Annotated in this window: 8 protein-coding genes and 1 pseudogene; 5 read left to right on the top strand and 4 right to left on the bottom strand. The window is 65.2% G+C overall.

Going from position 1 to position 14,012, the window contains the following annotated elements; translation table 11 throughout:
• Positions 1-70: 70 nt before the first annotated feature.
• Genes MTR65_RS03160 through MTR65_RS03150 form a run of 3 tightly spaced genes read right to left on the bottom strand, consistent with a single transcriptional unit; the run spans position 71 to position 3,558 of the window.
• Positions 71-1,351 (bottom strand): FG-GAP repeat domain-containing protein, encoded by a 1,281-nt coding sequence (locus MTR65_RS03160; RefSeq protein ID WP_243796966.1) that lies wholly within the window; start codon positions 1,349-1,351, stop codon positions 71-73.
• 32 nt (positions 1,352-1,383) lie between these two features.
• A complete protein-coding gene (locus tag MTR65_RS03155) occupies positions 1,384-2,565 on the bottom strand; it encodes a TolB-like translocation protein (RefSeq protein WP_243796964.1) in 1,182 nt (393 codons plus the stop codon).
• 15 nt (positions 2,566-2,580) lie between these two features.
• Positions 2,581-3,558: a sugar phosphate isomerase/epimerase family protein gene (locus MTR65_RS03150; RefSeq protein WP_243796962.1), complete on the bottom strand. Its 978-nt coding sequence runs from the start codon at positions 3,556-3,558 to the stop codon at positions 2,581-2,583.
• A 166-nt stretch (positions 3,559-3,724) separates the two neighbouring features.
• On the opposite strand from MTR65_RS03150, the gene MTR65_RS03145 reads away from it, so the two are divergent.
• The 5 genes from MTR65_RS03145 to MTR65_RS03125 all read left to right on the top strand — a co-directional run bounded on the left by MTR65_RS03145 (position 3,725) and on the right by MTR65_RS03125 (position 12,533).
• Positions 3,725-4,345 (top strand): TetR/AcrR family transcriptional regulator, encoded by a 621-nt coding sequence (locus MTR65_RS03145; protein ID WP_243796959.1) that lies wholly within the window; start codon positions 3,725-3,727, stop codon positions 4,343-4,345.
• 130 nt (positions 4,346-4,475) lie between these two features.
• Positions 4,476-5,933 carry a Wadjet anti-phage system protein JetA family protein gene (locus MTR65_RS03140; RefSeq protein WP_243796957.1) on the top strand — a complete coding sequence of 486 codons (1,458 nt, stop codon included), beginning with the start codon at positions 4,476-4,478 and terminating at the stop codon, positions 5,931-5,933.
• Positions 5,930-6,715, top strand: a complete 786-nt coding sequence (locus tag MTR65_RS03135) for a DUF4194 domain-containing protein (protein WP_243796954.1) — start codon at positions 5,930-5,932, stop codon at positions 6,713-6,715. Before MTR65_RS03140 ends, MTR65_RS03135 begins: the two co-directional genes overlap by 4 nt.
• On the top strand, positions 6,712-10,134 hold the full coding sequence (locus MTR65_RS20220) for an SbcC/MukB-like Walker B domain-containing protein (RefSeq protein WP_243796951.1): 3,423 nt from the start codon (positions 6,712-6,714) through the stop codon (positions 10,132-10,134). The genes MTR65_RS03135 and MTR65_RS20220 overlap by 4 nt, the downstream gene beginning before the upstream one ends.
• A 281-nt stretch (positions 10,135-10,415) precedes the next feature.
• Positions 10,416-12,533 carry a TonB-dependent siderophore receptor gene (locus MTR65_RS03125; protein WP_243796949.1) on the top strand — a complete coding sequence of 706 codons (2,118 nt, stop codon included), beginning with the start codon at positions 10,416-10,418 and terminating at the stop codon, positions 12,531-12,533.
• A 452-nt stretch (positions 12,534-12,985) separates the two neighbouring features.
• On the opposite strand, the pseudogene MTR65_RS03120 reads toward MTR65_RS03125, so the two are convergent.
• A pseudogene (locus MTR65_RS03120) lies at positions 12,986-13,990 on the bottom strand (IS110 family RNA-guided transposase).
• Positions 13,991-14,012 lie beyond the last annotated feature (22 nt).

Below are 14,012 nucleotides of genomic sequence, written 5' to 3'. Positions count from 1 at the left end.
CAGACATTCGAGGTCCCCACCCCGGCTACTTGTATAAGTCTACGCGTGAGCCTTCACGCCGGTTCCCGTGCTAGTTGGCCGGCTGACCAAGCTTGGGGAACGGCGCCTTCTTCACCGTGTCGCGGTTAGTGAGGAGCAGGCGCGCCTGCGTGCCCCACTGGCCGATGAAGAGGTCATCCTTGCCATCGCCATCGAGATCGCCCTTCGCCATGCTCCAGCTGCGCCCGGTGGTCTCGCTCGGCATCATCGCCAGGGTGACATCGGTGAAGTGGCCCTTCCCGTCGTTCTGCCAGGCGCGCACCTGCAGCGGCACGAATCCCGGAACCTGGATGGCCGAGACAACGATGTCGGGCGCGCCGTCATGGTTGAAGTCGACAATCTCGCCGCCCCAGCTGGAAAAGCGATGCTGCGGAAGATTGCCCTTGGTCGCGTCGCGCCAGTGGCCCTTCCCATCGTTCAGTAGGAGGCGCGTCTGCGGGTCCTTGTCCCAGCCGTGGTTGTTGCTGGTGAGATTGAAGTACAGGATGTCGGGCAGACCGTTGCCGTTGGCGTCGAAGACGTGAACCTCGCGCGTCTCGGTGGGCACGTCCTGCTCCAGCCGGTCGGTCGCCTCGGTGAAGTGGCCGGTGCCATCGTTGAGGAGCAGGCGGTTGGGGCCGTCCTGCTGCGCGGTCACGATGTCGAGCGCGCCATCGCCGTTCATGTCAGCGAGCACGATCCCCTGCGTGCCCTGCTCGTTGCCGGGCAGGTGACTGACCGAGGCGTCGATGAAGTGGCCGGGATTCTCGGGATCGTTGAGCCACAGGAAGTCCCTGGCCGAGCCCGCCCCCTTCTCATTGGTGTTGCCGATCACGATGTCGGGCAAACCGTCGCCATCGACATCGCCGATGGCGAGCGCGTTGCCCTCGCTGTGGCTGGGCAGGCGATCGCTGGCATCGGTGAAGGTGCCGCCCGGTCCGCCCAGGAAGAGCTGATGCACGCCATCGTCCTCGGCCACGAAGACTACGTCCATCCAGCCATCGCCATCAAGGTCGGCCGCTGCGACATGCTCGCTGTCATGGACGATGTTGCCGAACGCGCCCTTCTTCCAGCTGAGCGTGCCATGCCCATCGTTGAGATAGAGCCGGTTGACCCCGTATTCGACCGCGACGACGACATCGAGATCGCCGTCCTTGTCGACATCGACAAAGGTCGCATCAAGCGCGTGTAGCCAGGGATCGAGCGGCACGTTGACCCGTGTCGCATCGACATACTCGGCCGAACGCGGCTCCTGCGCGGCGAGTGGGCCTAGCCACAGGACAACAAGGCCCGCGGCGGAAAGCGAAAGCAGGCTGCGCATGGCGATCTTCATGGAATGCTCCGAAATAATGTATCGGACGGGGCTCATTGGGCCGCCCCGAACGTGCCGATGTAGAGGCCGCCCTGCCCGGCGATCTCGGGGCTCTCGCGCGGATCGACGGCGTAGGCGATATGGACGCCATCGGGCGAAATGACCGACTGGCGCGCGGTAGCAGTGGTGTCGCCCATGGAGGTCAGGCGCCGGGGCTCCTGCGAACCGTCGATACGCACCATGTAGAGATCGAAAGGGCGATCAAAACCGACGTTGGCGCCATGGGGCGCATAGTCCTCCAACTCCTCCGGGCTCGGCAGATCAAGCCCGGTGCGCGTGGCCATGAATGCCATGAACCGCGCCGGGTGGCTGCTGAGCCCGCGCCACTTTCCATCCGGGTCCGAGGCGCGGTTGGATTCTTCCAGACCATAGCGCTCGTCAGGAAACAGGTGCGTTTCGGTGTGTGCGGGGCTGGTGTAGAGCGGCGTGATCGCGCCGGTCTCTACATCCACCTTGACCATCTCGTCGTCGAGCACGTCGCCCTTCTCGAAGATGGTGTAGAATGTGACGTAGCGCCCTTCATCCATAAAGCCGTAGGCTTCGGCGACGGTCATGCCTTCCGGCTTGTCGGGCGAACGCGCATCGTAAAGCACCCGCTCCTCGCTCAGTACCGGCTTGCCTTGGGCCCACGACAATTTTGCCATGGTCAGGAGCGAGTTGTTGTTCGCTGCATCTCCCCAGGCGATGCGCACCGCGCCGTCTGTATCGGGCGTGCGGGTAATCGCGATCTCGCCAAAGCCCTTGGCGCCGATGGGCAGGAGCGGACCCAACCCGGAAGACATCCAGTAGAGCTCCTGCCCTCGCACCGGGGTCCCATCCGCGGCAGGACGGCGCGGGGCCAGGATCAGGAAGCTGCCATCGTAGAGATAGTAGATCCGCGTCACGTCCTTCTGCCCGCCCAGATGACAGGTCAGGCAGCGTACTTTGCCCGTCGCCGGATCGAGTTCATGGGCCGGGGTGTTACGGCTCTCCGCCTCGGTGAAGGCGATTTTCGTGCCGTCGGGCGACCAGTCGGGACGCGTCCCCCAGTCTAGCACCCGCTTTGCCGAAAACGGGGCCGCCATGTAATCAGGATGCGCGGTCTCCGGGTCCTGCGCATGAGCCTGCGGCGCCAGCGCGGCGACAGTGACCGGAAGAGCAGCGGCCCGGATCAGGCGACGGATCGGGTTTGGCATGGTCGGCACGGCTCCTCAGGACGGCTGCACTGCGGGCGCTGCGCCCAGATAAGCCGCGCTCTTGGCCAGCGAGGTGAAGCGGTCGGTGGTGAACGGAGGCTCCTGTTCGACATAGAACTGGCGCACGCCCGCCGCGTAGGCCGCGGGCAGGAGACGCCCCCAGTCGAGGCTGCCCGCCCCCACTTCGGCCGGGTCCTGGCGAAACGCGAAGTTGGGTTTGGTAGTGGCGTGGATGTCCTTCACGTGGGCCTGGCGCACCCGGCCCGCGTAACGCGTGACGAAGTCCACCGGGTCGATCCCCGCCGCCGCGACCCAGCCAAGGTCGACCTCGAGCCCGACGAGATCGGGATCGGTGCGCTCCATCAGGATCTCCCAGCCGGTCCGGCCCGTATCATCGACCGGGCCGAACTCCACATTGTGGTTGTGGTAGGCGAGCTTCACCCCGTGCCGTGACAGCGACGCCGCGCGCTCGTTGAGGAGATCGGCGGTGCGTTCCCACACGTCCGCACCCTGGCTGTGGACGGCACGGTAGAGGAAATCGCCAAAGGGTTCATCCTCGCCCCGGCTCGCATCGCGCGGGAAAATGAACATGGGCAGGACAACGTCGCGCACGCCCAGGACGCCGAGATCCTCGACCAGCTTTTCGGTGTCGGCCTCGGTTCGGCCGATCAGTGCATCCCCCAGGTGAATGCTGGTGATGGCAAGACCAGCTTCGTCCGCCGCCGCGCGCAGGTCGTGCGGCGTATGGCCGTGTAGCCCTGCCAGCTCGAGCGAGCGGAAACCGATGGCGGAGAGCTTGCGCAAGGTACCCCGGATGTCCTCCCGCGCCATCGCATCCACGGTGTAGAGTTGCACGCCAAGCGGCAGGCCGTGGTCGGAGAGGAAGGGACGCATATCGGCAGGCTCCTTGGCGCGCAGGCGGCCGGGAATGGCCAGCGCCGTAGCGCCAATGGCCATGGCGGCCAGCATCTGGCGGCGGTGAAGACGGTGCATGGTGATCCCCCTTTTTCGCGGCGCGACCCTTCGCGCTTGGTGAGGGTGGTATGGCGCGGCAGGGACGCTGGCAACGAATTTTTCACGCCATTAAATTTTCTATCGCCTTGCGGAAAGAGCCCGTGCGCCCTCTCGATAATCGGGGCCGGCGTGCTAGAGATCCCCCATGCCCGACGCCGCCGCTTCCCCCCTTGATGCCCGCACGCCCCGGCGCCGTGGCTACGCCAAGGGCGCAGCAAAGCGCGAAGCGATCCTGCGCGGCGTGATGGAATTGATGAACCGCGCGGGGTACACCCGCCAGTCGCTGCGCGACATCGGCGAGGCACTCGGCATGGAGCCCGCCCATATCCTCTACTATTTCGCCAACCGCGAGGACCTGCTGCAAAGCGTGATCGAGCTTTGGGACAGCGATTCGATCCCCTCCTTGCGTGAAACGGGCACCCGCGCCGCGCCGCCAAGCCTGGACCTGTTCGTGGAGGCCGTGAGCCGCAATGTCGGCGCGCCGGGCATGGGCCACCTCTTCCTTGCCTTCGCCGCCGAAGCGGTCGACCCGGAGCACTCCGCCCACGCCTTCTTCAAGCAACGCGTGGATCGCGTGCAGCACGATCTGGCTGAGGCCATCCGCGAGGGCCAGTCGCGCGGCGATATCAAGCCCGGTCTCGATCCCGACCAGAGCGCGCGCCACCTCATGGCGCTGGCCGATGGCCTCCAACTCCAGGCCCTGCTCCAGGCCCGAGGCGACGTGATCGCAGACCTGCGCGCGGCCATAAACGCCCTCGCCGCCTGAGCCCACCCCTGCTCAGGGGTGTTCACAAGCTGGCGCGCACGGTTGCAGCACCGCAGCTTGCCACTTATGCCCCTGCCCCTTCACACCGGCGTCCTTTCCATCCCGGAGCGGGCGCCCAGATGGGACTTCGATGCAGACCGAGAGCAACGAACATCGGGAGAAAGGCACGCGCGATGCCCTGTTCGGGCATTTGCCTCCCAGCCTCTTTGCCGTTCTCGCCTCCCCCGCCCGGCGTGACTATGCGCGGCTGATCCTGTGGGTCTACCGGGCCTTCTTCGGCGAGCACTACACGAACCCCGTGCGCAAGGACGACCTCGTCGCCTTCATCGCGACACAGATCGACCGCCTCTCCGACATCGCCGACGACTTTGCCTCCGACGCGGCAAACGCGGACGCCAGCCAGAACCCGCTCAAGGTCTACGTCAAGCTGCGCCAGGCCGGATGGCTGGTCGAGCACTCGCGCGGCTATGTCGAGATGGTCGATCTCGACGCTTCGGTTTCGATGCTGCTCGAAACATTGAGCGCCATCGAGGAAGGCGAAGCGGTCCATTTCGGCGGCACCATCGCCGCTCTTGAAAGCGTGATCGAGCGGCTGGGCGATGACCCCTTCGACAAGGCCTCCTCGCTCGCCGATGCCGCGCTGCGCGCGCGGCGTTTCCAGCAGCACCTCTCCGCCATCATCGGCAATCTGCGCGCGCATGAGCAGCGCATCGTCTCCGATCCGCAGCCCACGCAGATCCTCGCCCGCTTCTTCGACTTCGTCGAGGACGTGCTGATCGCCGACTACCGGGTCATCAAGACCACCAACAACCCCTTCCGCCACCGCAACCGGATCATCCAGATGATCTCGGACTACGAGCACGACGCCGAAGTCGTGGCCGCCTTTGCGCAGGGGTATCAGGCGCAGGGCCTGGCGACGAACCCGGAGACCGCGACCTCACGCGTGCGCCAGCATCTCGACCAGGTGAAGCGCATCTTCGATGCCGCCGAGGAACGCCTCGACGACATCGACGCCTTCCGCAGCCGCCTCGAACAGCGCATCGCGCGCACCGTCAGCTACATGAACGAGATCGACGGCTCGAGCCTGCTGCGCGTCACACACTTGCTGCGCGACGCCTCGGCCCTGCCGCTCGAATGGGACGATGCGGTGGAGGTTCCGTCCGAACTCACCGATCCCGTGCGCCACTGGGGCCCGGACAGTCTCGCCGCGCCAACCGCCCGGCGTATCGTCGCGCCGCCCAGCCCCGTGCGCACATCCACGGTCGATCCCGCAATGGTCGCCTACGACCATTCGCAGAAGGCCTACCTCCTGCGCCTTGCCGTCACCCCGCAGAAGATCGCCGACTACGTCGAGCGCAACCTCGGCGAACGTGACGCGCTCGACGCCGACGCCTTCGGCATTGAAACCCCGGAGGAAGCGCTGCTGCTGCAGGGCGCGCGCCAGCTCGACATGTACGCCAGCAAGGACCTCTCGCGGCGGTTTCGCGTGGTCCATGATCCGGGCCGCGTGGTCGAGACCGACTGGTCCGCCTTCACCGCCTTTCGCATCGAACGTCTTTCCCCTGAACCTGCGAGCAACGAGCAATGAACGGCCCCACGCTGTACGATCTTGAAGAGCTTCTGGAGCACCCGCAGAACCGCGACCTCTCCAAGGAGATGATGGTGCGCGCGGCCGACCGCCTGCTTTACCAGCAGTGCCTGTTCCGCGACGACCACAACGCGGCCGGGACCTATGACCTGCTCGTGCGCCACCGCGTCTACTTCGCAGGGCTGTTTGACGCGCTGGGCCGCGATCTGGTGGTCCGCCCGGACGAGATGATGGTCGAACTGCGCCCGCAGGAGAGCCTCACGCGCACGATCCTCTCGCTCGACGAGACGATCCTCCTGCTGGCTCTTCGCGCCACCTTCGAGAACGGCGTCCTCACCATGAACCAGGAGGAGTTCGGCCACGTCGAGACGACCTCGATGGAGGTCATGGAGCGCTACGACCAGTGGGTCGCGCGCACCCGTCCGCCGTGGTCGCGCGTGCGCCGTATCCTCGACAGTTTCCGCCGCCGCCGCTTCATCGACCTGGGCGATGAAATCCCGCAGGAAAACGGCATTGCGATCACCATCCGCCCCTCGATCCGCAGCGTGACGGGCGATGCCTGGCAGACCCGCATCGAGGAATGGATGGAGGCCACCCGCGCCCGCCTCGAGACCGAGGCCGCGCAGGACGAGCCCGAGCCTGAGGTCGAGGCCGATGACGTCGCCGCGAACAAGGCCGCCGAGGCTCAGGCGCCTGACGCCGAGCCGGAAACGGACGCCACCACATCCGACGACGCCCAATCCGAAGACGGGGACGACACCTCGCAGGAGACCACCTCGTGATCACGCTCAGCCGCATCAACCTCATCAACTGGTACACCTTCGAGCGCCTCTCGGTGGACCTGCGCGGCAGCACCTCGCTGATCGGGCCTAACGGCGCGGGCAAGTCCTCGATCCTCGATGCGATCCAGGTCGTCCTCACCGGCAACAACCGCAACTACTTCCAGCTCAACGCCAGCGCCAACGTCACCGCAGGCCAGACCCGCAAGGTGGGCGAGAACCGTTCGGTCTTCGACTACTGCCTCGGCCGGGTCGCCGGTGAGACGCTGCGCACCAATTGCCTGAGCTACGTCAGTCTCGTCTTCGAGCGCGAGAGCGACGGCTACTGCTGGACGGTCGGCATCGCGATGAGCGCGGTCGAGGGCGAGCAGACCGAAACCGTGCTGGGCGCCTTCATTGCGCCGGGCCAGTCGCTGCGCGACGCCGACTTCATCGAGGAGAGCGAGGACGGCGCGTCCTACGTGCTGCCTTATGCCGACCTCGTCACCCGCCTGCGCACACAGGAGGGCTTCGAGAACTTCGGCCACCGCCCCACCCACTTTACCCGCCGCGTCCTTTCGGTGCTCGGCGGCAAGGGCCACCACGCCGACCCTGAGAAATTCCTCAAGGCCCTGCGCAACGGCCTGCGCATCCGCGAGATGAAGTCCGCGACCGAATTCGTGCGCGAGTTCCTGCTCGATCCCGCCGGGCTCGATGTCGATGGCCTGCGCAAGTCGGTCGCCACCTGGCGTGGCCTCCTCAAGAAGATCGACGACCTCGAAGTCCAGAAGAAGCAGGTCACCGAAGCCATCGCGGCCTACCGTGAACTGGACGAGAAGGTCTCCGAGGAAACCCGGATGCGCTGGATTGCCAGCAAGGCCGAGCGCGACCGTCTGGAAGAGCACCTGCGCGTCGTCACCGGCCAGCACGAGGCCAAGCTCGCCGAGCAGGACCTCGTCGACCGCCGCGTCGTGCGCACCCGTGAAACGGTGGGCCGCCTGCGCGAGGAAATCCGCGACATCTCGCGCGCGCTCGACAACGACACCCGCGAACAGGCGATCCGCGAATTTCGCGATCTCAACCTGCCGATCGCCGAGCGCGCCTTCACCGAGGCCGATGGCCAGTACCAGGCCTACTTTGCCGCTATCGGCGCGGTCGCCGGGCTCGCCGACCGCATCGTGCGCACCTATGCGGGCGAGGAATACCGCCACGCCAGCGAAGCGCTCGAAGCGCTGAAAGCCCGCATCGCCGATGGCGCGGCGCTGTCCGCCCGCGACATCGACCAGATCGTCGCCCAGCTCCTGCCCCCGCTCGAACGCTACGTGACGAGCGCGCAGGACGCGCGCGAAGCGCACCTCGCCAGCTTGGCCAGCCTGCGCCAGCAGCTACGCGAGAACCGTGAGCAGCTCCAGGGCCTGGAGCGCGGCGGCGCGCTGATCGAAGGGCCGACCGCGCGCCTCATCGACTACCTCGACGAAAACGGCATCACCGCCCGCCCGATCTGCGAACTTGTCGAAGTCATCGACGAGCGCTGGGTCGAGGCCGCCGAGACCTTGCTGGGCGCCGCACGCGACGCGCTGGTCGTTGACCCGGCCGACGCGCAACAGGCCATCGGGCTGCTGCGCAAGCGCCGCCGCGACTTCCCCGGCACCCAGATCGTCAACACCACCAAGACACGTGGCGACTGGAAGGAGCCCGACGCGACGAGCCTGGCCGCGATCATCGCCACCGATGACATCCACGCCCGCGCCTTCGTCAACCGCCGCCTCAACACCGTGCGCCGCGTCGAAACCGAACGCGAACTTCTCCAGTATGACCGCGCCGTCACCGAGGACTGCCTCTACTCCTCGGGCGGCTCGATCGAGAACCGCCGGCCTGCGCAGGTCCATCGCCTCGGCAAGGAAGCCAGCCGCAAGAACCTGCCGATGCTGGAGGAGCGCGTTGCCGAGCAGGAACGCACGCTGGAACAGACCAGCACGCAGGCCAACCGCCTCAAGGACCTCATTGCCGACATCCAGCGCTTCCTCGAGATTGCCGCCGGGCGAAGCCTGGCCGACCTCGAACGCGCGCGGCAGGACGCCGGAGAAGGCGTCGCCCAGATCGAGGACAATATCCGAACCCTCGAAGGCGAACGCCCGGTCGAGATCCGCGAGCGCCTGGAAGCGCTCAAGGTCGACCTTGCCGCCTATGAGGAAGAACTGGAGGAAGACGAACGCACCCAGCGCGTGACCGGCCACCACGTCGGCAGCGCCAGCGAAAAGCTGGCCGTCGCGCAAGAGGAATTCGCCAAGGCCGAAGCCTCCTTTGCCGAGCGCGACACGCTGGCCGAACTCGCCCGCGAGGATGCCTTACGCGATTTCGCCTACCTCATGGAAGAGCACCGCAAGGTCGTGCCCGCCGTGCGCAACGCAGCCCAGGAACAGGCGGCCCGCGCCCGCGCCCGCGTGACGCAACTCCTCGGCCAGGCCCCGCAGAAGGCTTATGCCTATGCCCACGATGCGGGCATCGTCGAGCAGTTCGATAAGGAAGCTCCCCACGAGGTCCAGCTCGCCTGGCTCGAAAAGCAACTCGGCGCGATCATCACCAACACGCTGGGCGAATACCGCGAGCAGGCCGAAGAGGCCCGCGCGTCGATCGAGACCTCGCTCAAGACCGACATGCTGGTGAAGCTGCACGACCGCCTCGAAGGCGCCAAGCGGCAGATCCGCAACATCAACCGCAGCCTGCAGATGCGCCCCTTCCACGGCGAACTCTACCGTTTCGAGGTGAAGCCCGACCGCTTCTTCGCCGAAATCGTCGAGATCGCGCGCCTCGTCCAGCTCAACAGCATCGATGTCAGCACCCTCTTCGACGAGGGTGCGAACGAGATCGAGCCGAGCCTGATGAAGGGCGTCGAGCGCATCAAGCGCATGATCGACGAGGGCGAGAACGTCGAGCAGATCAGCGACTACCGTAACTACCTGCAGTTCGAGCTGCTCACCACCACGCTCGACGGCGAGCGGGTCACCTCCGACTACGCCAAGCGCCAGGGCAGCGGCTCGGGCGGCGAGAAGCAGGTGCCCTTCTACATCGCCATGGCCTGCGCGATGGCCAATGTGTGCCACGGCGCGGAAGACAACCGCGACCGCCTGGGCTTTGGCATCATCCTCTTCGACGAAGCCTTCAACGCGCTGGACGGCGGCAACGTCAACAGCTGTCTCGCACTCCTGCGCGAGTTCAACCTCCAGGTCCTGGCCTGCGCCCCGATCGAGAAGCTGGGCGTGTTCATGGAGCAGATGGACACCGTGCTCTCGATCCGCCGCGTGGGGACGACCACCATGCTCTACGCGGACTACCTGAAGGACGAAGGCCGCCGCAAGTTCCGCGAGGCGAACCCCGCGAACGAGCCCTTCGACCTGTTCAAGGAGCGTTTCGCGAAGGACGACGCCCTCGCGCAATCCTGAGCACCTCGGGCCGCCGGGCGGTTTCCGTCCGGCGCGCTCCGCGCAAACCGCCTCCCCCGCCCACAGGCAGCCGCACCGCCCGAACACCGCTGGCCTGCCTTGAAACCTAGGCTTATCAGATGCTTCGCGCGCGGCATTGCGCGATCGCGGGTCCAGACTTGCGCGCCCATCCCGGCCCCCTCCACGGGCCGTATCGCCCCCAAACTTCTTTATTATTGCAACTGATTATCAATCACGTTAGTGCGCCCGCTTATTGAGATCAATTTGCAAAAGGGCCTAGCATGAAACTCGTCCGGTCGCTCGCCATGTGCGGCGCTGCGCATTTCGCCGTTCTCCAGCCGTCGCTTGCCATGGCCGAGGACGCCGCCCCGGACACCCCCGCGAGCGAGGACAGCATCATCGTGACCGCGGGCGTTGCCGGCACGAAGACAGAAACCCCGCTGGTCGAGATTCCCCAGCCGCTGACGGTCATTACTTCGGAGCGCTATGTCGAACAGGGCGCGATCAACATCAGCGACACGGTGAAATACGCAGCCGGCGTCCTTGCCAATCCCTACGGACGCGACACCCGCGTCGATGGCTTCACCATCCGCGGCCTTGATGCCCTCCAGTTCCGCGACGGCATGCGCGATATCTTCAGCTACTACGCAAGCATCACCTCCGACCCGTACAACTTCTCGCGCGTGGAAATCGTGCGCGGGCCAGCCTCGGTGCTGTTCGGACAGGGCTCGATCGGCGGGCTTGTGAACCTTGTTTCCAAGACGCCCGAATTCCGCACCGGCGGCGAAGCCAGCCTCGTCTATGGCAGCTATGACCGCAAGGAGGCGATGGCCGACCTCAACCTGCAGCTGGCCGACAACCTCGCCATCCGCGGCGTGGGCCGCGTGCGCGACGCCGACACCTATGTCGATCACGTGCCCGACGACCGCGTCATGTTCGCGCCCTCAATCCGCTGGCAGCCGACGCCCGACACCGACATCGTGCTCAACGGCCTCTACCAGGAGGACGACACTGGCTCGACCTCGCAGTTCCTGCCGATCGCGGTCACCATGGGCGCCGATCAGGAGAGCACCGCCAACCGCCTCGATCCCTTCACCTTCATCGGCAAGCCAGGCTGGGACCGCTACGACGGCCGTTCGCTCCAGGGTGGCGGCGCGATCACGCACCGCTTCTCGGAAGCCGTGCAGCTGAGCATGAAGGCACGCTACATCGACAGCGACCTCACTTACTATTCGCGCTACGCCGACAGCTACACCAACCCCACCAACCCATTCCTGCCTTATGGCAACGACGGCCGCACGATCGGGGTCTCGATCGGTGCCAGCAAGGCACGCATGAACGTCTTCTCGACCGACAACAACCTGCGCTTCGATTTCAGCACGGGCGCCAATATCGAGCACCAGCTCCTGGTCGGGGTTGACTACAGCTGGAACAAGGTCGGCCGCATCGATGTCTATGAAAGCGAGCTGATCGACCTTTACGACATCGACTACGAAGCCATGCGCGAGGTCGAAGCCACCGGCTCCTTCTCCGACACCAGCCAGAAGCAGCTGGGTATCTATGTGCAGGACCAGATCCGCTTCTTCGACCGCGTCTCGGCCGTCATCGGCGCACGCCGTGACAGGGTAACCTCCTCCAACGGCAATACCGACCACGCGACGACCTTCCGCGCGGGCCTCATCGGCGAACTCGTGGCCGGAATCTCGCCCTTCTTCAGCTACACCGAGAGCTTCCTCCCAGTCGCAGGCCGCATCAACAACGCCGATGGCACCTACGGCGATCCCTACGCGCCGCAGACCGGCCGCCAGTTCGAGGCCGGCCTCAAGTGGCAGCCCGAACGGGGTACTCTCGTCACCGTCACCGCCTTCCATATCAAGGAACGCAACCGTGTCCTCTACCTCGCCAACGGCGCGACCAGCCAGTCGGGCGAACTGACCACCAAGGGCGTCGAATTCGAGGCCAGCCACACCCTGCCCGGCAACTTCGAATTGCTCGTAAATTACGGTTATAACGAACTGGAATCCGAGACAAACAGTAGCCTCAACTACATGCCGCGCCACACCGCGTCGGCCTGGTCGACCAAGACCTTCAACGTCGATGACGAAGCGGCCCTGAAGCTGGGAGCCGGCGTCGTCTACACCGGCAAGAGCCGCTCGACCGGGCCTCTCGATCCCTATGGCCTCGACCCGGAGATCCCAGCCGGAACGCTCTACACCGTGGTGACGCCTTCGCGCACGACTGTCGACGCCATGGCCGAGATCGACTGGCGCAACTGGCGCTTTGCCCTCAACGCGACGAACCTGCTCAACAAGTCATTCTATGCCTCGTGCCTCGCACGCGGCGACTGCTTCGTGGGCGCACCGCGCAACGTCATGGCAACGGTCAGCTACCGCTTCTGACAACATTCCGGGAGGGGAAGGCAGAAGGTCACTCCCGGCCCTGCCCTCTCCTCCCCATGAGACCGGTTTGGCCAGGTCGGGTTTAGTATCAAATGGGCACATCCTCGCGCTCCGGGACATCGAAGCCATAGGTGCGAAAAGCGGCCTGCACGTCCTTTCCGGTAACTGTGATTTGGCAATAGCCTTCGGGTGTGCCTAGGCTCAGGATCTGCAATTGCAGAGCTTGGTGGTGCGATCTCTTGAGGGTTTCATGGATTTGTCCGCACTGGCCGAACCGGAAGCTGGTCGTGCTGGGTCGGGTCTCACAGAGGCGAACGTTGCATTGACTCGACGCGGGCTTGTTGATCCATCTGAGCACCTTCGTAAATCGTCCGTCCCTGCGTTCCCTCGCGGTACACCGCCCTCTGATCAGCTTTGACGTTTCACCGCTGGCAAACACATTCTACGCTACCTCATGCCTGAAACAAAGTGCCGGCGCGCAGCATGGCGTGCATGATCACCGCGAGGCGGCGTGCAAGCGCGACGCGGGCCTTCTTAAGACCTCAGCGCTTGGCGATCTTCTTGGCCCATGTTTTCAGAGCAAAGGTCTCTCGGCTGCGGGTGAGGATCGAGTTAGCCGCCTCGTAGAGCAGCTTGCGCACCGTGCCATCGCCCTGTTTGGTGATCCGGCCCGTCCAGTCGAGTTCGCCCGATTGGTGGCGTCTGGGCACCAGGCCGAAGTAGGCGCCGGCATTGCGCGATTGTCGGAAGCGGCCTGCCTCATCCACCGCCGCGGCAAAGGCAATGGATGTCTGCACACCAACGCCTAGGATCGTCATGAGGATCTCGCAGGCCTGTGACTGGCTGGCGATGACGCGCAACCGGCGATCCATTTCCTTGATCTGCTCGACCAGTTCAGCGCGAACAGCCAGCAGAGATGCAATGGCCTCGCCCGAGCCGGGAATGTGGGCAGCCTGTATGATCCGCTCAAGGAATGCCTTCCCCTGTCCCGGACCGGGGTGATAACCGAATGTGGTACAAAGACCGCGGATCATGTTGTCGAGCCGCACACGTGCTTCGACCAGATGGCCACGCGCGGTCATCACGCTGCGCACGCCATGCGCTGCCGGGGATTTGACGTGCACCTCCTTGTAGAACCCCGTCCGCACCAGCTGTGCGAGCCCGGCGCATCGTGCGGGTCTCTTGTTCGCCTTCATCGCCTTCAGGCTCTGGAGCGCCTGGCGGGCATCTATGCATACAATCGGCACGCTGATTTCGCGTAGGCTCAGGCAGATCGCTGGCGACATGCGCCCCGTCTCGATCACTGCACGCTCGATTGGGCCATAGCGCTCCAGCATCGCCGCGATCGCCTCCGGAGAACTCTCCGTTTTCTCCGACACGAGCTTCCGACCGTTTTCGTCAACGATGCAGACCTGCGTGCCTTCCATCGACAGATCCAGTCCGGCATAATGCTTCATGGCTGCTTCTTTCCTTCAGGAT

The organism is Novosphingobium mangrovi (genome assembly GCF_022818885.1).
GTDB classification, from domain to species: Bacteria; Pseudomonadota; Alphaproteobacteria; order Sphingomonadales; family Sphingomonadaceae; genus Novosphingobium; species Novosphingobium mangrovi.
The sequence above is the reverse complement of the archived record's forward strand: the minus strand, read 5'-3'. Positions and strand labels throughout refer to the sequence as shown.